The organism is Nitratiruptor tergarcus DSM 16512, assembly GCF_027946175.1.
Classification (GTDB): domain Bacteria; phylum Campylobacterota; class Campylobacteria; order Campylobacterales; family Nitratiruptoraceae; genus Nitratiruptor; species Nitratiruptor tergarcus.
This window is the reverse complement of the sequence record NZ_AP026671.1, coordinates 272,942-298,991: the sequence shown is the minus strand read 5'-3', so window position 1 is coordinate 298,991 and position 26,050 is coordinate 272,942. Positions and strand designations below refer to the sequence as shown.

Sequence of the window (26,050 nt, the reverse complement as noted above, 5' to 3'; positions counted from 1 at the left end):
GATAGACATAACAGTATAAAGGATCCAAATGGGAAAAGTGCTTATTATTGGTGCTGGTGGAGTTGGAAGAGTTGTAGCGCATAAATGTGCTCTCAATCCTGACACCTTTCAGCATATTACACTCGCAAGCAGAACTTTATCAAAGTGTGAAGAGATCCGCAATGAAATTAAAGATAAATGGAACCGCGAAATAGATGTGGCGCGAGTTGATGCAGACAACGTTAATGAGCTCATAGATCTTATCCATCTTGTTAAACCCGATCTCGTTATTAATGTAGCTCTGCCCTATCAAGATCTCACAATCATGGAAGCTTGTATGGAGACCAAAGTAGACTATCTTGATACTGCAAACTATGAGCATCCAGATACTGCAAAATTTGAGTATAAGCAGCAGTGGGCTTTAGATGAACCATTTAAAGAGCGTGGTATTATGGGGCTTTTGGGGAGTGGATTTGATCCTGGTGTGACCAATGTATTTGTAGCTTATGCCCAAAAGCACTACTTTGATATTATTGAATATATCGATATACTCGACTGCAATGCTGGAGATCACGGCTACCCTTTTGCTACAAACTTCAATCCTGAAATCAATATCCGTGAGGTAAATTCCAAAGGAAGATATTGGGAAAATGGCAAATGGATAGAGACTGAGCCAATGGAAATAAAAATGGTGTGGAACTATCCAGAAATTGGTCCAAAAGATAGCTATCTGCTCTACCATGAAGAGGAAGAATCACTTGTTAAGCACATTAAAGGATTAAAACGTATCCGTTTTTGGATGACATTTAGTGAGAGTTATCTTACGCACCTAAGAGTCCTCGATAATGTAGGAATGACACGCATTGACCCTATTGAAGTAGATGGTTGCAAAGTAGTGCCACTACATGTCCTTAAAGCACTCCTGCCAGATCCTGCAAGCCTTGGTGCTCGCACAAAAGGCAAAACCAATATCGGTGTAGTGTGCGAAGGTATAAAAGATGGGAAACGCCGCAAAATCTATATATACAATATCTGTGACCACCAAGAGGCATACAAAGAGGTTTACAGCCAGTGTGTGAGTTACACTACAGGTGTTCCAGCAATGATTGGCGCAAAAATGATGTTAGAGCGCAAGTGGTATCAACCAGGTGTATGGAATATGGAGCAGTTTGATCCCGATCCATTTATGGAGGAGCTCAATCGTCAAGGACTTCCATGGCATGTTTTAGAAATGGAGCCCAATGAAACGAGAGAAGTAGAGTGAAAAAGTTACTGTTTCTTCCTATCATAGCATTGATAGCACAAGCTGGATTTATGGATACGTTAAACAATTTGGCAAAAGATTATACGAGCAATAAATCTATAACAAATAGCGCTAACGAAGAGCAAAGTGCCATCAAGCAAGCATTGAAAATCGGTGTAAAAAAAGCAGTTACAACACTTGGCAAAAAAGATGGTTTTTTGAAAAATCCTCTCGTAAAAATTGGAGTGCCCAAAAATTTGCAAATAGTAGCAAAGACACTTCGTAAAGTAGGCATGGGAAAATATGTAGATGAGTTTGAACTCTCTATGAATAGAGCTGCTGAAGAAGCAGTACCCGAGACTGCATCAATTTTAGTTGATACTATCAAAAATCTCAAAGTTCAAGAGGCAAAAAGATTAATTACAAGTAGCGACAATTACGCAATTACAAACTACTTTAAAACCCATGCAGGTAAAAAACTTGCTCAAAAAATTGCACCTATTATAAAAAAGCATATGGAAAACGAAAATGTCACAAAGTATTATGTGACTATGATGGAATACTACAATAAATATGCTAGCAATTTTACAAACAATGCATATGCCAAAACAGCCCTTGGAGCTTTAGGGATGAGTGCACCAGGTGAAGTTAAAGAAAAAGATCTCTCAAGCTATGTAACCAACCGTACACTTGAAGGACTCTACACAATGATAGCCCAGCAAGAAAAAAATATTCGCACTAATCCCCTTGCTCGTAGTACGAAACTTTTGCAAAAGGTGTTTGGTGATCAAAAATAGCAACATTGAAAAAGTACTTGATCAAATCCCTACACCTTGTTATGTGTGTGAAGAGGCCCTGCTTGAGAGAAATCTTCAAATACTTGATGATGTGCAAAAACGCGGTGGTGCCAAAATAATACTGGCTCTCAAAGGCTTTGCTATGTGGAGCACTTTTGAACTCGCAAAAAAGTATCTCTATGGTGCCACTGCAAGCGGACTTTGGGAAGCCAAACTAGCTTTTGAAGAGTTTGGCAAAGAGGTGCATACCTATTCCCCCGCATTTAAAGAGGATGAGATTGAGCTCATTGCAAAGATGAGTGATCACATCATTTTTAACTCCATTAACCAATTAAAGCGCTATAAAGAGATTGTCAAAAAAACGAATCCCCAAATCTCTATAGGTGTACGCGTCAATCCTGAATACTCAGCCGCCCCAGTAGATCTCTATAATCCTTGTGGTGCTTTTAGCCGACTTGGAATTATAAAAAGCGAATTTGTCTGGGATGACACCATAGAAGGGCTCCATTTCCATGCACTTTGTGAAGAGAGTGCAGAATCGCTCCAAGATGTTTTACAAGCTTTTGAAGAGAAGTTTGGTACATATATTCCTCACTGCAAATGGGTCAATTTTGGTGGAGGACACCATATTACTAAAGATGATTACAACAAAGAACTGCTCATAGCAATTATCAAAGATTTTAAAAAGCGTTATAACGTTGAAGTCTATTTAGAGCCTGGAGAAGCAGTAGGATGGCAAACAGGACCATTGGTTGCAAGTGTAGTTGACATTATTCACAATGGCATGGATATAGCAATTCTTGATACATCTGCAGAAGCCCACATGCCAGACGTTTTAGCTATGCCCTATCGTCCGCAAATACGCTATGCAGGAGAGCCAGGAAAGAAAAAATATACCTATCGTCTAGGAGGCAATAGCTGCCTTGCAGGAGATATAATTGGGGATTACAGTTTTGATGCACCTTTGCAGATTGGACAAAAAATTATTTTTGAGGATATGATTCACTATACTTTTGTCAAAAACACTACTTTCAACGGTATCAGACTTCCAAGCCTAGCAATTTTACGAAAAAATAATCAATTAGATATCATAAAAAGATTTGATTACTGCGACTATAAACATAGACTGTCATGAAGCCCATTCTCGTTTCCATTGCAGTTTTTTATATCCTCTTTTGTCTCTATCTTTATATCTTTCAAGATAAAATCATCTTCCGTACAGACTTGGCACCAAGGGAGATACCTCTAGATAAAGAGATTAAAGTAACGTTTCTTGATGGATTAGAGGTAGGAAGAGTTGAGAAGAATAGTCCTATTACAATATTTTATTTTGGAGGAAATGCCAATAATGCACTGGAGTTTTTACACCATTTTAAACATTTACCATACAATCTTGTAACTTTCAACTATCCTGGATATGGCAATTCTCAAGGAAAACCGTCACAAAAAGCAATCTTTTTAGCAGCTAAAAAAGTCTACAAACACTATAAATCATCAAAAAATATTCTTATTGGAAGAAGTCTTGGTACTGGTGTGGCAAGTTACCTCTCTATACAAAAAGATGTAATAGGTACTATCCTCATAACCCCTTTTCACTCCATCACACATTTAGCACAACTTCAATACCCTTGGTGCCCTATTCATCTTTTTTTACGGCATCCTTTTCCAAATTATAAATACCTCTCCCAAGCGAGGGTACCTGTATATGTAATCCTTGCCCAACATGACGATACCACGCCTCCTGTTACTTTTGCAAAACTCAAACCATATATCAAAAAACTTGTAAAAGTCGTGACAATCGAAGGTGCACAGCATGGAGATATTTTACAGTTTGAGCAGACAAAAAAAGCAATTGAAGAGTTCGTTACAGAATTGGCAAGGGAGAGCCCTTAGCCATTAGTACCGGGTAAAATGATAACTTCATCACCCTGCTCTTTTGCATTTACTTTGCTTACTGGAGTATAAATAAAGCTTTTGCTCTCTTCATCATATCCTTCAAGTTTGTAAGCTTTGCCATCAACAACTACAATCCAGTCAAAACCATTCTCTTCTTCGTCATTATATTTTGCATATACAAATCCAGAAAACTCCTTATTGCTTAGCTGCTGTGTAATCTCTCCATTTTGTGCTATAGAGATATCAAAAACTATTTTGCCATCTTCGTCAAAAGTAGCTTTTACACCTTCTGCACGTTTATATGCAAAACTTCCGTTTTCATCCACTCCATCAAGTTTCCAAACATTACCGCTTTTCGTTACAAAAACCCAATCATACTGTCCTTCACCATAATGTACAAACTCTCCAGCGACTTTTGCCTTCTTTCTTTGCAAAAGTTTTTGGCTAATCTCCTCTTCACGCTGCTGTCTTGCCTCTTCTATACGTTCTTGAATCTTTTGCACCATCTGTGGTTTAGCAAGTTCAGATATGTTAGTAATATTAAACTCTTTAAAGAGATTCTCTTTCTTGTAAAATTTTATAGCTTTTCTCACTTCATGCATCATATTGCTCACCTCATTAGGCCATTGGTCTTCATCAGCTTTTGCCTCTTTAACAAGCTCTACTAAATTAAAACCTTTATGCATACTCATATTTTCATCATTCTCAGATTCATGGGAAAAATTTTGACCCCAATTTTCTTGATGCTCTTTTGCATCTTCTTTTTCTTCATTGTAATGTGCCATAGCATTGCTCTTAGCATGCTCATATAAGCCTTTAGCTTTATCTTCCATATCTTCATCTTCATGAGCAGCATTAGAGCTAGAAAAACTAAACGAACTCATATAGTCATCAACTTTTGTTTCATGAATAGAATTATGCTCTTTTTCACCTTTATCTTCATCACCTTGTACCATAGCGCTACTAGTAGATTGCTCATACAAATCTTTAGCTTCATCTTCCATATCTTCATCTTCATGAGCTAAACCAGGATGAGGCGGCTTTTGCGAACTTTGGCTCGCGCTCGAAGAAGAGAATTGACCTTTTTGAGAATGCTCCATCATTCCTACATGCTCTTGAGCTTCACTCATTCCCATCCAACTACCACCAAATCTCTCAATACTGTCAGCCTGGGCAAATGTAATCAATGAAGAAACTACAAGACTGATATATAATCCTTTTTTCATCTTTTATCCTTTTTTTGAAATTTGATATTGAAATTATTGCGTAAAAGGTGTTAGCCAGGAGTTATATATCTGTTAGGTCAAAGTTACTTAAAAACGTTGACCAAAACCGATACTCAAAAGTGAATCAAGAGCCTTTTCATTGATTCCCTTAGTAAATGTAGTATAAAGATAGTAGCCTTTATAAAGTCTTCGCTCCAATTTCAAATAGAGACTATTGCTATATGCTCCAAATTTACTTTTCGTATACAGATAAGCAAAATCTATACTATATTTTCCATTATACATTTCGATACCTGCATAGGTACTATAAGGATTTTGCAATCTGTGTGAAGAGATTTTATCTCGTGTATATGTATAATAACCGCCAACAAAAAGCTTATATCCAAGATAGTAGTATTCACTAGAGATATAGATATCATAATCAAAAAAATTACCCTCTTGATTATAAAGAGGCAGGTCCACGCCTACTCCAACATAAAGATCCCACATAGGTGTAGGTGTAAAACGGTATTCAAGTTTTATATTCGTATCAGAAAAACCAGAAGCAGATGCATTATCAAAATAGAGCGCTGTTATTGAAACATCAAACCTCCCTTTATAAAGAGTAAGATAAAAAAGATAGTCATGTTCACTAAAATCTATTACATCTTTATCTTTTGCATAAATATACTCTACATACCATTCATACTGTTTTGGCTTTATGAGTCTTTCTATACTACATCCATACTCGTCAACTATATCACTAAATGGTGTATGCGGACATCTATCTAATCTATCTGGGACACCATCAAGATCCTCATCATGATACTCATTTGCAAAAAGTGTAGTTAGTATGAAAAAAAGAAAAAGCAGTTTTTTCATCGTTTTCCTCTATGAATAGGTGTATTAATAATATGCTGTAAATTGATAAGTTGAGAAGATTGTAGATCGATATTGAGCTGATATATCTTACGTTTCAGTTCGTTCATAAGCTCTCTTCGCTTTGAAAGAGGGGCTTGCATAATCTTTTCAATCTCTGCATCTATATCAAATCTTTTGGATATATTAGCCTCTTTTGTACTATTAACATCATAAGAAAGCAGAGATACTGAAAATAGAATCGTCAATAACAACTTTTTCATCATACACTTTTATATTCTTTTTTAGGTAACTCTATTGTTAATATATGTAACTGCCTTTTGCATAAGCGCAATATGGTAATTTTCTTGATTGTTGATAAAATCAAAAAATCGACTTAGCTCCTCATCTTTGATAGCGCTGCTCAGTGCCTTGCACTGCTCTTTTGCCGCAAGTTCCTCTTCTATACCATCTTGCAAAAACTGCTTGAGATCACTAAAGCGATATACATCTTTCATCACTGCTCTAGGTACTCCTAAAATTCCCAGTTTTGCAGCAATCACACAAAATGTTTTCAAATGGTACATTGATTCATATATCAAATCTTCAAAAATCAGGGCAAGCTCTTTGTGGTTCGTATGGATCTGTGAGTAAGTATAGGTTATGATGAGTTCATACTCTTTATATATCTCCTCAAAAAGAAACTGCACCAATGCCGACAAACTTTCTCCATCAAGATTTTTGTAGCTTAAATGTCTTTTGAAACTGTGAATCTCGATTGGATCTTGTTTGAGCATTCTTTGCAATATAAAAAGCATATAGCTTTCATCACTTTTGATTCTCTCAAACAAAGCTATATTACCATACTCATTTTGTATGGATTCTAGATCTTTGATGAGTTCTTGAAAAAGTTCTGTAGAGTTTTCAAAGCCAAGTTCTATATGCTCTCTATCCCAGTCAAAATCCTCACCATTTTCTACAATCTCTTGTGCTAGCCATTTGAGATGGCGATACTCTATATTTGCAAAATCAAGCAATGTATCAAACCACTCTCCCTTTGGAAGGCTAAAACCTCCAAACAAGATTTTTAACCACAACACATGTTTTTTTCTAAATAGCTCACTCACTTCATTTCTCCTTCAGGTACAGGGCAACTGAGAGTCACATACTCAATATGCTCTTTCTCTTCGCCTCTTTTTCTTGCTTCATAGTCTTTGACTGCAGCCATAAAAGCACGTGCTACCACTTCACCACATGCTGCATCATCTGGGGGATTATCTTTAATCTTTTCAAATACATTTTCAGTAAAATCGATACCACTTTGAAGCGTTTTCCCTTTATACTCTTCGCTAAAGAGAGCTCCACTTACAAGTGTCGTCCCACAGCCATTGGTTTGCCACTTGATATCAGTAATGATCTGACTAACAGGATCTATTTTTAGATAGATTACAACCATCTCTCCAGTTTGGCTATTTTTCCCATACCCTTTTGCATCAAACTCTTTCATCTCACCATAATTTGTAGGATTTAACATCAATTCTAAATATTTTGGATCAATGGGGATATTTGTTTGCTCCATAATGCTCCTTTTGTTACAATTGAGATAATTATACCCAAAGGAGTAAAGTGAAAAAAGAGAAACTCTTGCGAGTAAAATATATTCGAGAACTCGAGCGCTTTGTTAATCGTATAGTAGACTTTTTCAATAAAAATGAACCAACAAAAAATGAAATTACGCTTTTTATCGATAAAATCTTCAAGCCTCTTGAATCGATTGAGAAGACCTATCTTAGTAGCGAATACCTCAAAGCCTTGGAAAAGTTTGTAGAGAAAAATGCAAATATCGCAAAGAGTGAAAAAACTCCCGAGGAGCTTAAAGAAGATGTTTTAAAAGAGGCAAATTTGCTAAGAAAACTCAAACGAAAAAAGAGTTTCAACAAAGAAAAGCATAAAAAAGATTGGCAAGAGGCATAAGCCTCTTAGAAGATTGAGAGAAGTACCCCCGCAGCCACCGCTGAACCAATAACTCCAGCCACATTTGGACCCATTGCATGCATCAAAAGAACATTTGTTGGATCACTTTCCATTCCAACTCTATTTGCAACACGTGCAGCCATTGGCACAGCACTCACGCCTGCAGCACCAATAAGTGGATTGATTGGCTCTTTTGACATTTTGTTCATGATTTTACCCATAATAACCCCTGCAGCAGTACCAATAGAGAATGCTACAAGACCAAGAAGTAATATACCAAGGGTTTCAGGAACCAAAAAGTATTCTGCAGCTAGCTTACTACCTACAGCGAGTCCCAAAAAGATAGCAACAATATTGATAAGTTCATTTTGCAATGTTTTTGAGAGTCTCTCAACTACACCAGACTCTCGCACAAAGTTTCCAAAAGTAAGAGCACCAATAAGTGGAGAAGACTCTGGCAAGATTAAAATAGTAAGTACAAGCACTGTAAGTGGAAACATCATCTTCTCTAGTTTACTCACTTGCCTTCTTGTAGTCATCCTAATTTTCCGCTCTTCTTCACTTGTAAGAGCTCTCATAATTGGTGGCTGGATGACTGGCACCAACGCCATGTAGCTATATGCTGCAACGGCCATTGCACCAAGAAGATCTGGAGCTAACTTACTTGCTATGAAGATGGTAGTAGGACCATCAGCTCCACCAATAATTGAAATTGCCGCTGCATCTTGCATACTAAAATCAAATATACCAAACTGGCTCAGTGCCACTGCACCCACAAGCGTTCCAAAGATTCCAAACTGTGCAGCTGCACCTAAAAGTGCAGTTTTAGGATTGGCAAGGAGTGGCCCAAAATCGGTCATTGCTCCAACACCCATGAAGATGAGGATCGGAAAGAGCTCATTGGCAATTCCTGCTTTAAAAAGCTCTCCTATAAATCCACCATCACCAATAATGTTAGCAAGAGGAATATTTGCCAAAAGACCACCAAAACCAATAGGAATGAGAAGTAAAGGCTCAAACCCTTTAGCAATTGCCAAATAGAAAAGTACAAAACAGATGGCTATCATAATGATACGGCCGAAACTTTGCTGAAATTTGCTTATCTCATCACCCTTGGCGTTTTTCACACCCTCTTTTGGGCTTAAAAATGCATAGATCCCTGTCTGTTTATAGAAATTGAGAAGCAAAGAGCCAAAGCTCTTATTTTCTGTTTGCACCTCTTTATGTGTCTCATTCGATGCCATATGATTGACTGTCGCTAAGACACCTAATGGAATGAGAAAGAAAGAGAGTGCCAGAAAAAAGGTAAGTAATCTTTTTTTCATAGCCCTACTCCATTGTAGCCAACACTTGGCCTTCTTCGACAGTGTCATTTACTTTTACAGCAATGTGCGCTATCACACCATCTTGAGGCGCTGGAATATCGATCTCCATCTTCATAGACTCTAAAATCATAATCTTATCACCAGCTTTTACTTTATCACCTGGATTGACAAGAATTTTCCATACATTTCCAGGAACCGCAGATTTGATCTCAACCATTCCACCAGCAGCTTCGCCCTTACTTGCCTGCTCTTCTACAATCTCAACCTCTTTTTTTGCTTCAGCCTCAGGTTTTACCTCTACATTACCTTCAGCAATCTCTACTACAAACTTCTCACCATCAACAATTACCGTATAGATTCCGCTTGTTTTACCCACTTTCTCTTCCTCCATTTCACTAATTTTTCTCACCATCAACGGACTCTCACCTTTTAAGAATGCAATTCCTTTATCACCGCATGCAGCTGCAATGAAGATATTCTCTTCAGTAGTTTCAATATTTTCATCTTCTAGTTTTTTCTTCCAATACGCAATAGATTTTGTCTCATCACGATCTGCAATATCAAGTGGATTTTCTGTAGTTGGTTTAAGACCTAACTGCTCGCTTGCTAATTTCACAACCTCTGGATCTGGTGCAACTGGAGTCTTCCCAAAATATCCTAATACCATGCGACCATATCCCGGAGCAATCTTTTTCCATGGTCCAAACATCACATTATTAAATGCTTGCTGCCAGTAAAATTGGCTCACAGGCGTCACACTCGTTCCAAATCCACCTTTTTCAACTACTTCTCGCATCGCTTTGATTACCTCTGGATACTTATGCAAGATTTTATTGTCTCGCATCATCTGTGTATTGGCTGTAAGGGCACCGCCTGGCATAGGAGAGAATGGAATAAGCGGGCTTACCTGCGTAGCTTCAGGTGGAATAAAGTAATCAGCAAGGCACTCTTTTAAAGTCTCTTCATAATCAAGTACTTTTTCCATATCAAGGCCACCAAGGTCGTATGGCTTGCCTTTAACAGCATGGAGCATCGTAATAATATCAGGCTGACTCGTACCACCACTCACCGGTGCAGCTGCCAAGTCGATACCATCAACACCAGCTTCAAGTGCTGCTAAATAACATGCTACACTCACTCCCGCAGTCTCATGGGTATGAAGGCGTATATGCACATCATCACCTAAAAGCTTACGTGCCATTTTGATAGTCTGATACACCTTTTCAGGACTACTTGTCCCGCTTGCATCCTTAAATGCGAGACTATCAAATTCAATGCCTCTATCTAAAATCTCTCGCAATTTCTTTTCATAAAATTCTGGTGTATGTGCACCACTGCAGCCTGGAGGAAGATCCATAATAGTAATAACCGCTTCATGCTTCATTCCATACTTTTTGATGCATTGTGCAGAGTATTCGAGATTGTCCACATCATTGAGTGCATCAAAGTTTCTTACAGTTGTGGTCCCATGCTTTGCAAACATCTTTGCAAAAAGATCAATAAGCTCTCGACTTCCAGTATCGAGCATCACTGTATTGATACCACGTGCTAAAATTTGCAAATTTGCTTCAGGGCCAACTTTTTCTCTAAATGCATCCATCATATCAAATGCATTTTCGCGTAGATAGAAAAAGAGACTTTGAAATCGTGCTCCTCCGCCAAATTCAAAATGGGTAATACCCACCTCTTTTGCCGCATCGAGTGCTGGCAAGAAATCTTTCATCAACACCCGTCCACCAAAGACAGATTGAAAGCCGTCTCTGAAAGTGGTATCCATTACATCAATATACTTTTTCTTTTGTGCCATGTTCCCCTCTTTTTATGAGTTTTTCATATGATGCAAAGCAGCAGTTATGGCAGCTACTTTTTTGAGTTTTTCCCGTTTTGAAGTAGTTTTTTCCTCCGGTTTTTGAAAGCTCTCAGGAAAGTACTTTAGCAGTAGCTTATGTTGCCAATTTAGTACCCAAACCATCATTATCAAAAATAGATACACAACCCCCATACCCAGGATCATATACTTTACAGCCTCAAGTATCATAGCTACTCCATATAATTTGGATTTGAATAATTTTATTACAATGAAGCTTACAAAAGCTTATAATTATAATATGGATCCCTTTTTCATTTGCTTTTGTTACAATTCTTGTACAATTTTAAAGAACCAAAGGAGTGAGAGTGGATAAAGAACAAGCTATGAAAGAGTTTAAGGCATATGAGAAGATGCGTCTTGAAATGTATGATTTTTTAGAGCAATTTATTCCAAAAGATGAAAATGGTCAGCTTGATTTTTCACAAGCAAAGTCTATTCCCGCAAAAGAGGTGTTTGACAGATGGTTTGCCCTCGATTACCAAGCAAGAAAAATTCGGGGAATTGCTATAAACTGTCTAGGACTAAAGGGTGAGTAGTTTTGACAAAAGAGCTCAAGAGTGGGACAAAAATGATAGACGTGTTCAGACAGCCAAAAAGGTAGCTAATGCTGTAAAATCTTGTATCAATGAAAAGAATCTCAAAATCCTTGATTTTGGCTGCGGAACAGGGTTAGTGAGCTATGAATTAACTAATATTGCCCACTCAATAACTGGTATCGATACCTCACCAAAAATGGTAGAGATGTTCAACGCAAAATCTACAACCCCTGCTATCAAAGCATTTTGCAAAGATATTGATGAAATTGAAGAAAAATTCGATCTTATCGTGAGCTCTATGACTTTCCATCATATTAAAGATATCGATGCAATAATAGAGAAACTCCGCACAAAAATACAACCAGGCGGCGTAATATGTGTAGCAGATCTTGTCAAAGAGGATGGTTCATTTCATAATGATAATAGCGGAGTACACCATTTTGGTTTTGATATTGAAGAGCTTACAAAAAAATTTGAGCATAAAGGCTTTAAAAAAATTTGTCAAAAAATAGTCTACACCATCCAAAAACACAAAGCTTTCGATGTTTTTCTACTTTGCATGCAAAAAGGATAATAGCCTTTTTGCATCCTTTACAGCATCTCCTCCAAAATCATTGTTGAAGTAGGCAAATACATCACTGTTTGTTTGCAAAAACCCTTCAATCCTGTTTGCCCACTCTAAAAGTGTTTCATCATCATAGGAGCCTACATATCTCCCGTTGGTTCCATGAAACCTTATGTAGACAAAATCTGCTGTTTTTTGCATTGGTGTACTCTTTTTGCCAAAATCGTGGATACAAAATGCAACATCGTATCTACGAAGCAGCTCGTAAATATCCTCTTCATACCAACTATTGTGGCGAAACTCGATTGCATAGCGATAGGAAGGTGGCAATATATGCAAAAAAGAGGCCAGGAGATCTAAATCTTTATGTAAAGAGGGAGGTAACTGAAAGAGTATTACTCCAAGATGAGGTTTCAAAGGTTTGATAAGATGTAAAAAGCGATAGATCTCATCTTTAGCGTCTTTGAGCTTTTTATAATGGGTTATGCCTCTATAGGCTTTGAGACTATAGAAGAATCCCTCTTTTGCCTCTTGCAGCCAGTGCTCAATTGTCTTAGCTTTTAGAAGATGGTAAAAAGTAGCATTCATCTCCACTGTATTAAAGTGCTCCATATAGTAGCGAAGATACTCTTTTTTTGGCAGATCTTGGGGATAGAAGATCCCTCTCCAATGTTCATAATAAAATCCGCTAGTGCCAATATAGGCTTTAGCGCTCATATATTCCCATCAAAACCGCTTCATCAATAATATATGGTTTTATGAGTTCAAGTAGCTCCTGCTTTGTAAGTCCTGGTTGCACACCTAATACTTTTGAAAGTGCATAGGCTTTGATAAAATAGCGGTGCGCTCCATTTGGAGGGCAAGGTCCTCCATATCCTATTTTTCCAAAATCGTTACGCCCCTGTTTGATTCCATATTCAAGCTCTGGATAGTTTGGTACTCCTTCAGGCAGTCCTTGGAGATTTGTTGGGATATCATAAATCACCCAGTGCACAAACACACCCATTGGTGCATCCGGATCATCCATAATAATAGCTATACTTTTAGCCTCAGATGGCACATTTTGAAAAATAAGAGGAATAGAGATATCCTCTCCATCACATGTATATTTCACAGGGATGAGTTTCCCGTTTTCAAATGCTGGCGAGAGAAGTTGCATTGCATGCTCCTTTGTTGAGCTATAAAGTGTAAGAAGAAGAGTCAAGATTAAAGCTACAACCTTCATAATGCATCCATTTTATGACACATACTCTAAAATCTCTCTTAAATCCTTCTTCTCTATAACCACATTAGCCTCTTTTTTGAGGATATCTTTTGCACAAAAGGCAATTTTTGTTTTTGCATATGTAAACATACTCCGATCGTTTGCACCATCACCAGCAACTGCTGTGTTTTCTTGGGAGACTCCTAAAAGTTTTTGCAATCTTTGGAGCATATCACCTTTGCTAAAATCAAACATCATATCTCCACCAACCAAACCGGTAAGACGCCCATTTTTGGCATGTAAAATATTGCTAAAATCTGCATCAAGTCCTAAAACATCTTTTGCATGATTTGTAGCATTGCGAAATCCCCCACTAAATACCACCACTTTGTAGCCAAGTTTTTTAAGCTCTTCTATTGTCTCCTTGGCTCCTGGCATAAAGGGGAGATTGTGACATATCTCATTCACCTTTTTCTCTTCCAATCCTTCAAGAAGTTTAACGCGAGTTATAAGACTCTCAAAAAAATCGAGCTCCCCTCGCATTGCCATCTCTGTGATCTCAGCTACTTTTTCCTTTAGCCCTAAAGCTCCAGCCAAAAAATCTATTGTCTCACCATCCATCAATGTAGAGTCAAAATCAAAAACAAAGAGCTTCATTCTTCTCCTTTTTTACCGAAGTTTAACCAACTTTTCATTAAAATTAGGCAAAAAGGCACAGGATGTTTGAAGAGCTTATTGAAAAACTGCGCAGCGGAACATACATCACTTTAGAGACAACTCCAGGCCATTTACCTACAATCAACAATATCCTCTCAAAACTGGATGAGTTTGCTCTTTATAAGAAGGTAGATGCTTTTACCACTACCGATAATCCATTGGCAAAGCTGAAATATAATGCTATTCTTGCTGCTATTAAACTACAACAACGTTTCAACAAGCCTGTTATTGCCACTATGAGTATGCGCGATCGCAATAAAATCGCACTGCAATCAGATCTTCTAGGAGCTAACGATTTTGATATTAGAGCGATTTTGGCTCTTACAGGAGACCCGGCAAAAATAAGCGATCAGCCAAATACTAAAGGGTGCTTTGAAGGTGATAGTACACTTCTTTTGGATATCATTCGCTTTTTCAATGCTGGTATCGATTATGCTGGTAAAGAGTTTAAAATCAAACCAAAGCGTATCTACCCCTTTGCTGTAAGTAACGCCTATGCCAAGAATCCCAATACACTCTTGAAAAAATTCAAAAAGAAAATAGAGCATGGTGCAGTTGGAGTAATCACACAACCAGTTTTCGATATAGAAAATCTCAAAAACCTTTTAACACTTTTTGAAGAGGCTAGAAACAACTTTGAAAACGAAAGAGCTAAATCAGAGCTTATTGTAGGATTTTTCCCCATCACACGACTCAAAACTGCACAATTTCTTGCATCTCACGTTCCTGGTATCAATGTACCTAGAAGCTGGATCGATGAACTCTACAAAGCACATAAAGATGGAGAAGAGAAAGAGTATGAAGTAGGATTTGCTCTGAGCAAAGAGCTCTTTACCAATATAATGGCTCTCCATCCCAAAGTACATATCATGACTGCAAACAGGTTCGATTTGGCTCATGCGATACTTTCTTAGCCTCTTATTTGTAATCCCTCTTTGGGCAATTAATCTCGATCTTGACTATAAAAATATCAACGAGTGGATTAGTGAAAAATTACGCCTCCTTGATATTTATATGAGTGATTCCAATGAAAGTGTCAAGCAAAATTTTTCAATACGCTCTTCTATCGATACAATTATTGAGACCAAACAGACACCGCAGTTTAAATTTAATATACGCGCCAATCTTGAATTCCCCCGTACACAAAAGCGTCTCCATCTCTTTATTCAAGATTTTAAAAAACAAAATTCTGTAGATGAAGTGAGTGGACAAAATATTGAAGACTCTATTCGTAATACCTCTTTTCTTTTTGGTCTGCAATATATGAGCAAAGGTAATATACGCTATCGAGCTGGAATTCGCTTCCATAAAATCACACCCGATCCCTTCATTGCATTGGGCTGGGAGCGTACCCACTATTTCAAACATGCTTGGATCTACTATGGTGACGAATTGCGCTACTTTCTCCACCGACATATAGACAACAAGTTATTCGCAAACTTTCAATACAAACTCAACAATTATAAACTTTTCTCTTTCGAAAACAGCTATCGCTACGAAGAGCGTCCTTTTGGGGAGCATCAAGTAACACACGCTCTTAAAATATACCACTCTTTTGGAGAGAGGAGCCTTTTGATACCAAGAGCTGAATGTTTTTTTTATGCAAACAATGAAGAGAGTTACAAAATCAACTACTATTACTTAGGATTCGATTTTCAAGACACCTTCTATCGCAAATGGCTCTTTTATCAAATTGGACCTGCTATTTTATGGCGCAGAGATAATAGCTTTGATCCAAGCTGGAGAGTGACATTTAAGATCGGGATTACATTCGAGAAAAACTAAACTCATCTCTTTCATAGCGTAAAAACTCTAAAGAGCAGCCAAATGAAGGAAGATTAATATATTTTTGCTTTCCGAAAGTAAAAATTTTTCGCTGATGAAAATGGCCTTCTATGACAATATCTACATCATAGTGCTGCAAACGCTGCAATGCAATATTTTCAAAATCTGCTATCTCTTTGCAAAGATTTTTACCCCCGTTATACTTTTGGATCTTTTTACTTATCCATCCTTTGATATCCATGAGATTTAAAGTAGTAATTATTGCATCTTTATGAAGCAAATCAATATAGAACTTATATAAACCGCCTATGTATATATCCCCATGAGCAAGTGCCACACTCTTTTGCCCCACTTGGCACATTACTGGCTGATTGTAGCGGCTAAAAACTTGCATTTGAGGGAAAAGATCGTGTAATAAAAAATCGTGGTTTCCTTCAAGATAGAAGCATTGCGTTTTTTGTGAAAGCTTTTGCAGCAGATCGATAGCTTTTTTGTTGCTCTGTTTGGTAAAGGTAACTTTTCCTACAAGAAGGTCAAAAATATCTCCCATAAAAAAGATTTGTGGAGCATCTACCCATTCTAAAAATCCTAATAACTCTTCACGCAACCCTGGATGATAGTGGGCATCAGAGATAAAAATCGCCCCTTCTTTAAGGGATAGCGGCGATTTTTGGCATTGCAATTGATGCATCAAGTCCCATCATTAAATTGGCATTGGCAACAGCTTGTGAACTTGCTCCACGTAAAAGATTATCAATAGCACTGCTAATAAAAAGGGTATTTCCATGCTTTTGCGCATAAATATCACAAAAGTGCGTCCCAGCAACAGATTTGACATCTACAGGCTCTCTTTTAATACGTATGAACTCCTCATTTGCATAGAAATCTTCCAAAACTTCCAGTGGATCGATATCTGTTTGAAGCTGAGCATAGATACTTACAAGCATTCCACGTGTAAGAGGTAGCAGATGGGGAACAAAATTGATATGGTAGATCTCTTTGCCAAGCAATTCCAACTTCTCTTTTATCTCAATTGCGTGGCGATGCTTGAGAGGATTGTAGGCAAAAATATTCTCATTTATGCTTACATAGTGTGTCTTTTGGCTGCATTTTTTTCCTGCCCCACTCACACCACTTTTTGCATCAATTATTAGAGAATGTCTGCTCTCGATATAAGGTAAAAATGGTATGAGAGCCAAAAGTGTAGCTGTAGGATAACAGCCAGGATTTGCTATAAGGCGCGCTTTTTGGATCTCATCTTTGTAAATCTCAACAAGACCATACACAGCCTCTTTAAGATGCTCATTATCGCTATGGCGCGTATAAAAGGCCTCATAGTTTTCTAAGCGCAATCTGTAATCAGCGGAGAGATCAACTACTTTTACACCAAGATCTAAAAGAGGTTTAGCCACTTCCATTGCATTTTTGTGAGGAAGAGCTAAAAATGCAAGATCACATGTATCAGCAATCTCTTTTACATCTGTTTTTTTGAGTTTATAAGAAAAAACACCTTTTAGTGCTGGATAGAGATCACTTATCTCTTCACCCCCTTGGCTACTAGAGAGATATGCAAGATTAAAATGGGGGTGATCTAGTAATATCTTTATTAGCTCAACCCCTGTATATCCTCCAGCACCCACTACTGCTACATTATACTGCACACTCAATCCCTAAACTCTATTGGTTTATAAAAAACTTCAAGCACTTCAAAATCGATCTCACCTTTTGGCAGTTTCACAGTAATCTCATCACCCTCCTCTTTACCAAGAAGTTGCCTTGCAAGAGGAGTATTGTATGAGATGAGACCATGCTCTGGATCGCTCTCAGTAGATCCCACTATTGTATACTCTATCTCTTCATCCTCTTCGATATCTAAGAGCTTCACAGTAGATCCAAATCCAACTTTTGTATGAGGAAGCTTGCTTGGATCGATCACTTGGGCTCTAGCAAGCAAGTCTGAGAGCTCAGTGAGTCTTGCATCTATAAAAGCTAAGCGCTCTTTTGCTGCATGATACTCAGCATTCTCTCTTAAATCTCCATGCTCTTTTGCTCTTTCTATCTCTTCTACCACGCGTGGTCTCTCTTCTTTGAGTGCCTCAAACTCTTTTTGCAGTTTTTTATACCCATGCTCTGTCATAGGCTCTTTATTTTCCATGCGCAAGTCCCTTTTTTGCTATAATTATACCAACTTTTAGGAGCCTTTATGAAAATAGCTATAAGCGCCTTTGAAAAGTCTGCAAATCTGCATTTACGCTATCTTTTGCCTCATTTAAAGTATAAACCTATCGGGATCTTTGACAAAAGCCTTGGGGATCCTCTTGTAGATTTGCAAGAGTTAGCAGTCATGGGCTTTGTAGATGCAGCAAAAAAACTTCCCTTCTTTTTACAGCTTAAAAAAGAGATGGTCAAATTAGCCAAAGAAGCAGATAAAGTACTCCTCATAGATGCAAGTGGATTTAATCTTCCTTTAGCAAAAGCTATTAAAAAAGAGTATCCAAACAAAGAGATTATCTACTATATTCTTCCCCAAGCCTGGGCTTGGAGAAGGGGTAGAATTAAAACAATCGAAAAGTATGTTGACAAAGCCCTCTCCATTCTTCCTTTTGAAAAGAAGTACTATAGCCCAAACTACAATATTAAATATGTAGGGCATCCCCTTTTAGATGAGATAAAAACTTTCAAAGAGACTCCTACAAAGAGTGACAAAGTAGTTTTTATGCCTGGTAGCAGAAGAGCAGAGATCCAATCTCTCATGCCAATTTTCAAAGAGGTAAGAAAAGCCATCGATAAAGAGGCGCTGCTCGTTATACCACAAAACTTTGATCTTACTATCTATGGGGATATAAGTGATTTTACTGTTACTCACGATGCGCATAAGGCGCTCTATGAAGCAGAGTTTGGTTTTATTTGCAGCGGTACTGCAACACTCGAAGCATCTTTGATTGGCACGCCTCTTGCACTTTGCTACATTGCTAAACCACTTGATTATTTTCTTGCCAAGCAGTTTGCAAAAATTGATCGCGCGGGACTTGCAAACATCATGCTTGGAGATATGCATCCAGAATTTTTACAAGAGAGTGTTACCAAAGAAAATCTCTTACAAGCTTATAAAAACGCCAACCCAAAAGAGTTTTTGCAAAAATCCAAAAAACTGAGACAATACCTTGCTCATGGCAGTGCAGCAGAAGCTGCAAGGGAGATCAATGCATAGCTTCGAGGCAGTTTTCTTTGTTTATCTCTTTATTTTTATTGGATTTATTGCCAAGAAGTTCTTTCAGCAAAAAATAGATGAAAAGAGTCTTGTAATACTCTCAGTCTATATTTTCCAACCATTTTTGACATTTTGGGGGCTGCTCAAAAAAGATTTTGATTTTAATCTTGCAATTGCTCCTTTTATTTTCTTTGGCTTGAGTCTTACTATTATCGCTATCAACTATTTTTTGGCAAAAATACTCTTTGCAGATAATAAAGAGCAATCCATCTTCATCGTCTCCTCTGTCATAGGCAATACTGGTAATTTAGGAGTACCTTTAGGTATTGCTCTTTTTGGTGAAATGAGCCTTCCTTATACCACGATTGTTAATCTTGCCAATGTTTTTATGGTTTATAGCTTTGGAGCCTATTTCTATTCGAGGGGTAGCTTTGATGTGAAAAAATCACTCCTCAATACCATCAAACTTCCTATTTTATGGTTTGCTCTCCTTGCTATATTGCTCAATCTCCAAGGCTTTCGCCCTTCAAAAAATTTTGACATGTTTTTGCAAATGGGAGCTTACACTGCTATTGTGATTCAACTTCTTATTTTTGGTTTCTATCTAGCTAAAATCTCTTTACGTATTTTAGATAAAAGACTCACCATAGCTGTTACAGTGATGAAATTTGCTGTATTACCTTTCGTAAGTTTTGTTTTCTTGTCATTTATAGATCTTGAACCTCTTACAAAGAAGATCATTTTTATGGAAATAATGATGCCTCTAGCAGTAGCAAATGTCAATCTTGCAGCGCTTTACCACTGCAAAGAGCTTGTTGTTACCGCTCTTATATTTATTACTACTGTGCTTTTTGTTCCACTTCTACCTCTGTATATCAAAATTATTGAAAGGATGGGATGAGAAGAATTTTAATCACTAATGATGATGGATTTGAGTCATTAGGACTGCAAGCTCTTATTGAAGCAGTAAAAGATCTTGGTGAAATTTTAGTAGTAGTGCCAGCAAGTGAAAAGAGTGCTTGTGGCCATAGTCTTACTCTTACAAAACCTCTTCGCTTTGTTGAGCTTGCTGATAATTTTTATAAGCTCGAAGATGGTACTCCAAGTGATTGCGTCTATTTAGCTCTCCATGCTCTCTATCCTGATGGCATAAAGCCAGATCTTATCCTGAGCGGCATCAATAGAGGTGCCAATATGGGAGAAGATATTACCTATTCTGGCACTGTAGCAGGTGCTATGGAAGCAGCCCTCTATGATATTCCAGCTGTAGCTCTTAGCCAAGTATGCAATAGCAATTGCGAAGAGACAGAGATAAAAATAGGTTATGACAATGCTAAAAAAGTAGCGAGAGAAATCGCTCAAAAGATCTTGCATGAGGGTTTTCCTTTGGAACGCAGAAAACTACTCAATATCAATATCCCACCAGTAAAAAATATAAAAGGGTATAAGATTACAAAAGCTGGATATAGACTCTATGCAAACGAAGCACACCTTCACAGAAACCCAAGAGGATTAGAGTACTGGTGGTTAGGACTCCATCCACTTGAGTGGGAAAGAAGCGAAGCAAGAGATTGCGATTTTGAAGCAGTGTATGAGGGTTATGTCTCTATCACTCCCATCAAAGCAGACTTAACAGCATATGAAGAGTTAAATAAACTAAAGAACTGGCTATGAGATTTGATAGATGCCGTATACTTTTTGGAAACGATTTTGAAAAACTCCAAAAAGCAAAAATTTTAATTTTAGGAGTTGGAGGTGTTGGTAGCTTTGCCCTTGATTGTCTCTATCGTAGTGGAATAAGTGATATTACCATTGTTGATTTTGACCGCTATGATGTCACCAATCAAAACCGCCAAATTGGAAGCGAGCATATAGGAGAAGTCAAAGTAGAAGTTCTTGGCAAGCTCTATCCAGGTATTAAAACAATTAATGCAAAAGTCGATAATAAATGGGTGGAGAATTTTGATTTTTCTCCATATGATGTAGTCATAGATGCAATAGATGATATAAAAGCAAAAATAGCCCTAGCACATAAGTGCGCTCATAAGCTCATAGCATCCATGGGCAGCGCGAGAAAATGCGACCCGACAAAAATCGAAACCGCATCAATTTGGAAAACACATGGGGATCCTTTTGCAAGAAAGATTCGCTATGAGCTTAAAAAGAGTGGATTTAAGGGGGATTTTTTGGCGATTTTTAGTCCTGAATCGCCAAAATGTACTACAAAAGGGAGTTTTGTAGGTGTAACTGGAAGTTTTGGACTGGCAATTTGTGCTAAAACAATAGAAAGAGTACTTAATGAAAAGAGAAGTGGCAATAGTCATACCACTCTACAACGAAGAGAAAGTGATACGCAAGACACTACAGGATCTTAAAAACAAAAGACCTAATGATACTATTATAGTTGTAGATGATGGTTCAAAAGACCGTAGCTATTACGAAGCTTGCGTGCCTGGAGTATATCTGTTACGCCATATCATTAATCTTGGACAAGGTGCAGCGCTTCAAACTGGAATCGATTTTGCTAAGAAGCTCGGTTGCAAATATGTAGTCACTTTCGATAGCGACGGCCAACACTGCGCAGATGATATTGAAAAATTCATAGAAGTTTTACGAAAAGATGAAGCAGATATAGTTTTATGCTCAAGATTTTTAGGAAAAGCAGAAAATATTCCTCCATTAAGGAAAAACTTCTTACGTATCGCTGCTTTGGTAGAAAGAGTGCTTACAGGTATAAAACTTACTGATGTGCACAATGGATTTCGTGCTATTAATGTAGCAAAGTTTCCAGACTTTGTCATTACACAAAATCGTATGTCTCATGCTTCAGAAATTATTGATCTTATTAAAAAACTCAAAATGCGCTATAAAGAGATGCCATGTACTATTAGATATAGTGAGTACTCACTTAGTAAGGGACAGTCGCTAATGAATAGCGTCAACATTATTATTGAGTTTATTCTTGGAAAGGCTATTAAATGATTTTTGTCAAAGCTCTTCTCATTGCAATTCTTACAGCTGTTTTTTTGCTTTTAAGTTTTTCTAGTCGCTTTCGCACATACCAGCGCATTAGTGTTATACTCTTTTATCTTTTTTTAGCATTTCTCATTCTCTTTCCACAAAAAGCTGATAAGGTAGCAGCATTTTTCGGTATTGGACGGGGTGTGGATCTTGTCATATATCTCTCTATTGCTATACTTTCTCTCATAGCAGCAATACTCTATGCAAAAACAAAAATTAATGAGCGTGCTATCACAAAGATTGTTCGCGATATAGCAATTATGAAATCGAGGGAATGTAATGAATAGAGTCTACTCAAAAGAGCTTGTACAAGCATGGAAAAAAGCTCTCATTGATACGTATGGATTTGAAGAGTATATGGATTTTCTTATTCAACCTACAATCACTGGAAGTAAATATCTCACTTATTTACCTATGTTAAATTATACAGATCGCACCTCTGATCAAGTAAGTGATCTCCTCGAACTTGCAAAAGATCAAAATTATCAAATACGTACACTCAACCCCACTTATAAAGAGTTCAAAGAGCTCGACACAGTTACTCTTCGTATATTATTGAAAACTTATGATGAAGAGGAGTTGATAAAAAGCTACCGTAAACTCGCCCAAAGAAGTATTAAAAAAGATAGAAAAAATAACAAAATTGAAATAAAAATAGATCACGATCTTGATCTCTTTTATGCATTGATCTCTGCTATGTATAAAGATCATGGGACTCCTATTTTTCCAAAACAATTCATCATTAATCTACATAAGTATCTTGGCAATAAAATTCATTTCTATACTTTCATTGAAGACTCAGAAGTTCTTGGTAGCTACATGGTTTTTGTAGATAACAAAATTTTAACATTCCAGCTTGGTGGAATCCTCAATAAATTCAAAAAACGCCACAATGGATACTATTTTCAACATAAAATTCTTGTGGATATTATAAGCAAATATGATATAGATATAGTAGATTTTGGTAGATCTGGTTACAATAGTGGTACCTATTTTTTTAAGACGCGTTTTGGTGCAGAGCCTGTAAAAATTGATATCCTTACAAATCATCAAAAAAATGTTTATCAAAGCTATAAATTAGCAGCAGAAATTTGGAAAAAACTTCCTAAACCATTAACTGATTTAATTGGACCAAAACTTACTAAATACCTTGTGGATCTATGAAAACAGTCATCAAAATTACTATTATATTTTTACTACTTCTCTGGCTTTTTTATGATATTGATTGGTATCTTTTCTTTACTAGTCTACAACATCTCAATATTATAGGCATAATCCTTACTTTTTTGACAGTATTTTTCAGTGATATTATCATCTCCTATCGATGGTACTACTTAGGACTCTTTCGCTATAGTTTTCTTACAAGTTTAGAAGCCAATATGCTCGCCTTTTTCCTCAATATATTTGCTCCAGCAAAACTTGGAGATTTGAGTAAAATCTATTATCTTCATAAAAAAGAGAGTGCAAAAATCAAAGATGTTACTGCCATGTTTTTAATTGAAAGATTTTTTGATGTGATCATTTTAGGATTTTTGATACTTTTTAGTACACTTTTTATATATCCGGAACCAAAAGCCTATATTTTAGTAATTTTTATAGCTTTTATCACTCTAATTTTTTTCTACCTTCTTCTACAGCCAAAAAGATTTTATAGATTGCTGCAGATAATTCCTTGGAGAAAATTACGCCTTTCACTCTATCAAATATATAAATCTCTTCAATCTTTTATGAATATAAAAAAGATTGTTATACTTACTCTCCTCTCACTTGCTGTATGGGGAGGTTACTATCTCAATAATTTTGTATTTTTCACTCTTGCAACAGATTTTCATCTCACTTTTTCACAAATATTTATCGCCTCTACACTCGCTTTTGCAGTTTCTGCCATACCAATAACTCCTGGTGGAATAGGTACATTTCAAGCGGCCTTCGTTCTTGTACTTGGATGGTACGGTATACCAAAAGAGAGTGCGTTGAGTGCTTCAATTGTGTTACAATTCCTTTATATCTTACCTGCAACACTTTACAGTATCTATTTATTTATGACAAAAGAGTTTTTATGATGTACTTACCATACAACTACACCAAATACCCAATATGGTTGACTATAGACGTAGAAGAGGTAGAAGATGCTAATTTTGGAATAACACCAAAGCATCCATTACGGATCGATTATGCAGCCATTATAAATAAATGGATAGTTTTTTGTCAAAAACACAATATTTCTTCAACAGCATTTGTTTTAGGGAGTTTTGCCAAAAAATACCCTCACATAATCAAAGCACTTCACAAAAATGGCCATGAAATTGCTTGCCATGGACTTAGACATGAACTTGTTTATAATCTTCCTTTTGATGAGTGGCAAAGAGAAACACAAGATGCTAAAAAAATCCTTGAAGATATAATAGGCCAAGAGGTTATTGGATATCGAGCTCCTAGCTGGAGTATGCCTTTTGAAAAAAAATATTACGAAGCACTAGTAGCGTCAGGCTTTCGCTTCACTTCTACCTATTTTCCATTCAAAACCTATATGTACGGCAATAGCATCGATAAAAAAAGCCCTTTTGTCATTACAACCCCAGCAGGAACCATTACAGAAATTCCTCTGCTTAAAAATATAATCCCTTTTAGTGGAGGATTTTATATGCGAGTCCTTCCCTTTTTTCTTATCCAAAGACTTTTCGCAAACTTAATAAATCAAGGTCATAAGCCGATAATCTATACACATCCGTATGAACTATTGCCACATCTATTTACTCGATTTAGAAAAGATGTGAAGCTTGATGTAGCATACTTTTTAACATTTTTTGCTGTTGAAAATAGTTTGCAAAGATTTGATAAAATTTTAAAGCAGTTTTGCAAGGATAAAATATGAATGTAAAAACATTAACTTTTTTTATACTCATACCACTTCTTTTTTTGGGATGTGCAAAAACAGTAGAAGAAAAAGAGATTAAAAAAAGCAAAAATGGTATCTCCATTAGATTAGAAGGTACAGTCTATCCAAGTAATGAGAAAGATATTATTGCACCTACTACAGGAAGAATCAAACAAATCTTCGTCAAATCTGGCGATCGTGTAAAACAAGGAAAACTTCTTGCAAAATTCCACACAGTAATCACAAAATTTGATATTGAAAAAACGCAACAAGAGTTAGAGTATCTCGTACAACTCAAAAAATTTCTCAAACATAGCAAAAAACACAATGTCAATCTTGCTCTTGTAAATATTGCAAGAGAAAAACTTGAAAAACTCTCAAAACTAAAATCGCAAGGACTAGCAAATAGTATAGAGTATAACAATGCAAAAGCCCTTTATGCATCAAGTCTTCATTCAAAATATAGCGAAGGTGAGTCTAAAGCAGAAAAATTGCAGTTTTTGGATGAACGTATAGCTATTACAAAAAATGAGTTAAAAAAACTGCAACACCGGCTCGCTCTGAGTGAAATACGCAGTGATATAGATGGTTTTGTGGCAGATTTAAAAATGCAAGTAGGTGATTATGTTGCAAAGGGAACAAAACTTGGCCATATCGTCAATCTTGATAAAGTTATCGTTAAAGCTGGTATAGCCCCGGGACTCATCCCTTTTATTAAAAAAGGTAAAAAGGTACGCATCGATTTTATTACTACACCTCCCTATCATGTAGAAGCAAAAATTTCTCGTGTAGTAATGATAGTAGATCCTGACTTTAAACGAATGACTGCTGAAATAGTTATTCCTAATAAAAACTATCTATTACAGCCAGAAACAAAAGCTCTTGTAACTGTATATCTCACAAAAAAAGAGCAGGAATTTATCAAAAATAATTTCCTTGAAAATCCCAAAAAAACAGTTTATGAAGTCAAATCATTTAATTACTAA

Annotated in this window: 33 protein-coding genes; 19 read left to right on the top strand and 14 right to left on the bottom strand. The window is 36.9% G+C overall.

Going from position 1 to position 26,050, the window contains the following annotated elements; genetic code table 11:
- The first annotated feature begins 28 nt into the window (after positions 1-28).
- From NITER_RS01585 to NITER_RS01570, 4 genes are read left to right on the top strand one after another with little or no spacing between them, the layout of a single operon-like run.
- Positions 29-1,243: a saccharopine dehydrogenase family protein gene (locus tag NITER_RS01585; protein ID WP_084276369.1), complete on the top strand. Its 1,215-nt coding sequence runs from the start codon at positions 29-31 to the stop codon at positions 1,241-1,243.
- Positions 1,240-2,019, top strand: coding sequence for a DUF4197 domain-containing protein (locus tag NITER_RS01580; RefSeq protein ID WP_084276371.1), 780 nt, complete (start codon positions 1,240-1,242; stop codon positions 2,017-2,019). The genes NITER_RS01585 and NITER_RS01580 overlap by 4 nt, the downstream gene beginning before the upstream one ends.
- Positions 2,006-3,154 (top strand): carboxynorspermidine decarboxylase, encoded by a 1,149-nt coding sequence (gene nspC, locus NITER_RS01575; RefSeq protein WP_231988952.1) that lies wholly within the window; start codon positions 2,006-2,008, stop codon positions 3,152-3,154. The genes NITER_RS01580 and nspC overlap by 14 nt, the downstream gene beginning before the upstream one ends.
- A complete protein-coding gene (locus tag NITER_RS01570) occupies positions 3,151-3,912 on the top strand; it encodes an alpha/beta hydrolase (RefSeq protein ID WP_084276373.1) in 762 nt (253 codons plus the stop codon). The genes nspC and NITER_RS01570 overlap by 4 nt, the downstream gene beginning before the upstream one ends.
- Here the strand turns inward: NITER_RS01570 and NITER_RS01565 are convergent.
- From NITER_RS01565 to NITER_RS01545, 5 genes are all read right to left on the bottom strand, one after another.
- The gene (locus NITER_RS01565) at positions 3,909-5,141 is read right to left on the bottom strand and encodes a hypothetical protein (RefSeq protein ID WP_084276374.1); all 1,233 of its coding nucleotides are present in this window, start codon (positions 5,139-5,141) and stop codon (positions 3,909-3,911) included. The two genes, NITER_RS01570 and NITER_RS01565, sit on opposite strands and share 4 nt — an antisense overlap.
- Before the next feature lie 87 nt (positions 5,142-5,228).
- On the bottom strand, positions 5,229-6,002 hold the full coding sequence (locus tag NITER_RS01560) for a hypothetical protein (protein WP_084276376.1): 774 nt from the start codon (positions 6,000-6,002) through the stop codon (positions 5,229-5,231).
- Complete coding sequence (locus NITER_RS01555; RefSeq protein WP_084276378.1) at positions 5,999-6,262, bottom strand: hypothetical protein; 264 nt, start codon at positions 6,260-6,262, stop codon at positions 5,999-6,001. Before NITER_RS01555 ends, NITER_RS01560 begins: the two co-directional genes overlap by 4 nt.
- Before the next feature lie 21 nt (positions 6,263-6,283).
- A complete protein-coding gene (locus tag NITER_RS01550) occupies positions 6,284-7,105 on the bottom strand; it encodes a hypothetical protein (RefSeq protein WP_084276380.1) in 822 nt (273 codons plus the stop codon).
- Positions 7,102-7,557 carry an iron-sulfur cluster assembly scaffold protein gene (locus tag NITER_RS01545; RefSeq protein WP_084276381.1) on the bottom strand — a complete coding sequence of 152 codons (456 nt, stop codon included), beginning with the start codon at positions 7,555-7,557 and terminating at the stop codon, positions 7,102-7,104. The genes NITER_RS01550 and NITER_RS01545 overlap by 4 nt, the downstream gene beginning before the upstream one ends.
- 47 nt (positions 7,558-7,604) lie before the next feature.
- Here NITER_RS01545 and NITER_RS01540 point away from each other — a divergent pair, with 47 nt between their 5' ends.
- Positions 7,605-7,952 (top strand): hypothetical protein, encoded by a 348-nt coding sequence (locus tag NITER_RS01540; RefSeq protein ID WP_084276383.1) that lies wholly within the window; start codon positions 7,605-7,607, stop codon positions 7,950-7,952.
- 5 nt (positions 7,953-7,957) lie between these two features.
- On the opposite strand, the gene NITER_RS01535 is transcribed toward NITER_RS01540, so the two are convergent.
- From NITER_RS01535 to NITER_RS01525, 3 genes are read right to left on the bottom strand one after another with little or no spacing between them, the layout of a single operon-like run.
- A complete protein-coding gene (locus NITER_RS01535; RefSeq protein WP_084276385.1) occupies positions 7,958-9,277 on the bottom strand; it encodes a sodium ion-translocating decarboxylase subunit beta in 1,320 nt (439 codons plus the stop codon).
- Positions 9,278-9,281: 4 nt separating this feature from the next.
- Complete coding sequence (locus NITER_RS01530) at positions 9,282-11,084, bottom strand: biotin/lipoyl-containing protein (protein WP_084276386.1); 1,803 nt, start codon at positions 11,082-11,084, stop codon at positions 9,282-9,284.
- Positions 11,085-11,096: 12 nt separating this feature from the next.
- Complete coding sequence (locus tag NITER_RS01525) at positions 11,097-11,315, bottom strand: OadG family protein (protein ID WP_084276388.1); 219 nt, start codon at positions 11,313-11,315, stop codon at positions 11,097-11,099.
- Between the two features lie 137 nt (positions 11,316-11,452).
- Between NITER_RS01525 and NITER_RS01520 the strand changes: the two genes are divergently transcribed.
- Positions 11,453-11,683 carry a hypothetical protein gene (locus NITER_RS01520; RefSeq protein WP_084276389.1) on the top strand — a complete coding sequence of 77 codons (231 nt, stop codon included), beginning with the start codon at positions 11,453-11,455 and terminating at the stop codon, positions 11,681-11,683.
- The gene (locus NITER_RS01515) at positions 11,676-12,257 is read left to right on the top strand and encodes a class I SAM-dependent DNA methyltransferase (RefSeq protein ID WP_084276391.1); all 582 of its coding nucleotides are present in this window, start codon (positions 11,676-11,678) and stop codon (positions 12,255-12,257) included. The genes NITER_RS01520 and NITER_RS01515 overlap by 8 nt, the downstream gene beginning before the upstream one ends.
- Here the strand turns inward: NITER_RS01515 and NITER_RS01510 are convergent.
- From NITER_RS01510 to serB, 3 genes are read right to left on the bottom strand one after another with little or no spacing between them, the layout of a single operon-like run.
- Positions 12,234-12,965 carry a DUF72 domain-containing protein gene (locus NITER_RS01510; protein ID WP_084276393.1) on the bottom strand — a complete coding sequence of 244 codons (732 nt, stop codon included), beginning with the start codon at positions 12,963-12,965 and terminating at the stop codon, positions 12,234-12,236. The two genes, NITER_RS01515 and NITER_RS01510, sit on opposite strands and share 24 nt — an antisense overlap.
- Entirely contained in the window at positions 12,955-13,473 is a 519-nt protein-coding gene (locus tag NITER_RS01505) for a YbhB/YbcL family Raf kinase inhibitor-like protein (RefSeq protein WP_197685336.1), read from the bottom strand. The genes NITER_RS01510 and NITER_RS01505 overlap by 11 nt, the downstream gene beginning before the upstream one ends.
- A 12-nt stretch (positions 13,474-13,485) precedes the next feature.
- Positions 13,486-14,109: a phosphoserine phosphatase SerB gene (gene serB / locus NITER_RS01500; RefSeq protein ID WP_084276394.1), complete on the bottom strand. Its 624-nt coding sequence runs from the start codon at positions 14,107-14,109 to the stop codon at positions 13,486-13,488.
- A gap of 62 nt (positions 14,110-14,171) precedes the next feature.
- On the opposite strand from serB, the gene NITER_RS01495 reads away from it, so the two are divergent.
- Both NITER_RS01495 and NITER_RS01490 read left to right on the top strand, forming a co-directional pair.
- Positions 14,172-15,083, top strand: a complete 912-nt coding sequence (locus tag NITER_RS01495) for a methylenetetrahydrofolate reductase (RefSeq protein ID WP_084276396.1) — start codon at positions 14,172-14,174, stop codon at positions 15,081-15,083.
- Complete coding sequence (locus NITER_RS01490; protein WP_084276398.1) at positions 15,067-15,954, top strand: hypothetical protein; 888 nt, start codon at positions 15,067-15,069, stop codon at positions 15,952-15,954. Before NITER_RS01495 ends, NITER_RS01490 begins: the two co-directional genes overlap by 17 nt.
- Here NITER_RS01490 and NITER_RS01485 read toward each other — a convergent pair.
- The 3 genes from NITER_RS01485 to greA are packed head-to-tail and all read right to left on the bottom strand — an operon-like array spanning position 15,935 to position 18,109.
- A complete protein-coding gene (locus NITER_RS01485; protein ID WP_084276399.1) occupies positions 15,935-16,645 on the bottom strand; it encodes a UDP-2,3-diacylglucosamine diphosphatase in 711 nt (236 codons plus the stop codon). The two genes, NITER_RS01490 and NITER_RS01485, sit on opposite strands and share 20 nt — an antisense overlap.
- On the bottom strand, positions 16,605-17,621 hold the full coding sequence (gene argC / locus NITER_RS01480; RefSeq protein ID WP_084276400.1) for an N-acetyl-gamma-glutamyl-phosphate reductase: 1,017 nt from the start codon (positions 17,619-17,621) through the stop codon (positions 16,605-16,607). Before argC ends, NITER_RS01485 begins: the two co-directional genes overlap by 41 nt.
- Positions 17,618-18,109: a transcription elongation factor GreA gene (greA, locus tag NITER_RS01475; RefSeq protein WP_084276402.1), complete on the bottom strand. Its 492-nt coding sequence runs from the start codon at positions 18,107-18,109 to the stop codon at positions 17,618-17,620. Before greA ends, argC begins: the two co-directional genes overlap by 4 nt.
- A 48-nt stretch (positions 18,110-18,157) precedes the next feature.
- On the opposite strand from greA, the gene lpxB reads away from it, so the two are divergent.
- From lpxB to NITER_RS01425, 10 genes are read left to right on the top strand one after another with little or no spacing between them, the layout of a single operon-like run.
- Positions 18,158-19,165, top strand: coding sequence for a lipid-A-disaccharide synthase (gene lpxB, locus NITER_RS01470; protein ID WP_084276404.1), 1,008 nt, complete (start codon positions 18,158-18,160; stop codon positions 19,163-19,165).
- On the top strand, positions 19,158-20,066 hold the full coding sequence (locus NITER_RS01465) for an AEC family transporter (protein ID WP_084276406.1): 909 nt from the start codon (positions 19,158-19,160) through the stop codon (positions 20,064-20,066). Before lpxB ends, NITER_RS01465 begins: the two co-directional genes overlap by 8 nt.
- Complete coding sequence (gene surE, locus NITER_RS01460; RefSeq protein WP_084276408.1) at positions 20,063-20,839, top strand: 5'/3'-nucleotidase SurE; 777 nt, start codon at positions 20,063-20,065, stop codon at positions 20,837-20,839. The genes NITER_RS01465 and surE overlap by 4 nt, the downstream gene beginning before the upstream one ends.
- The gene (locus NITER_RS01455) at positions 20,836-21,540 is read left to right on the top strand and encodes a tRNA threonylcarbamoyladenosine dehydratase (RefSeq protein WP_084276410.1); all 705 of its coding nucleotides are present in this window, start codon (positions 20,836-20,838) and stop codon (positions 21,538-21,540) included. Before surE ends, NITER_RS01455 begins: the two co-directional genes overlap by 4 nt.
- Positions 21,464-22,147 carry a glycosyltransferase family 2 protein gene (locus NITER_RS01450; RefSeq protein ID WP_084276412.1) on the top strand — a complete coding sequence of 228 codons (684 nt, stop codon included), beginning with the start codon at positions 21,464-21,466 and terminating at the stop codon, positions 22,145-22,147. The genes NITER_RS01455 and NITER_RS01450 overlap by 77 nt, the downstream gene beginning before the upstream one ends.
- Complete coding sequence (locus NITER_RS01445) at positions 22,144-22,473, top strand: DUF2304 domain-containing protein (protein ID WP_084276413.1); 330 nt, start codon at positions 22,144-22,146, stop codon at positions 22,471-22,473. The genes NITER_RS01450 and NITER_RS01445 overlap by 4 nt, the downstream gene beginning before the upstream one ends.
- Positions 22,466-23,350: a GNAT family N-acetyltransferase gene (locus NITER_RS01440; RefSeq protein WP_084276414.1), complete on the top strand. Its 885-nt coding sequence runs from the start codon at positions 22,466-22,468 to the stop codon at positions 23,348-23,350. Before NITER_RS01445 ends, NITER_RS01440 begins: the two co-directional genes overlap by 8 nt.
- Complete coding sequence (locus NITER_RS01435; RefSeq protein ID WP_084276415.1) at positions 23,347-24,249, top strand: lysylphosphatidylglycerol synthase transmembrane domain-containing protein; 903 nt, start codon at positions 23,347-23,349, stop codon at positions 24,247-24,249. The genes NITER_RS01440 and NITER_RS01435 overlap by 4 nt, the downstream gene beginning before the upstream one ends.
- Positions 24,246-25,061, top strand: coding sequence for a DUF3473 domain-containing protein (locus tag NITER_RS01430; protein WP_159445336.1), 816 nt, complete (start codon positions 24,246-24,248; stop codon positions 25,059-25,061). Before NITER_RS01435 ends, NITER_RS01430 begins: the two co-directional genes overlap by 4 nt.
- Positions 25,058-26,050 carry an efflux RND transporter periplasmic adaptor subunit gene (locus NITER_RS01425; RefSeq protein WP_084276417.1) on the top strand — a complete coding sequence of 331 codons (993 nt, stop codon included), beginning with the start codon at positions 25,058-25,060 and terminating at the stop codon, positions 26,048-26,050. Before NITER_RS01430 ends, NITER_RS01425 begins: the two co-directional genes overlap by 4 nt.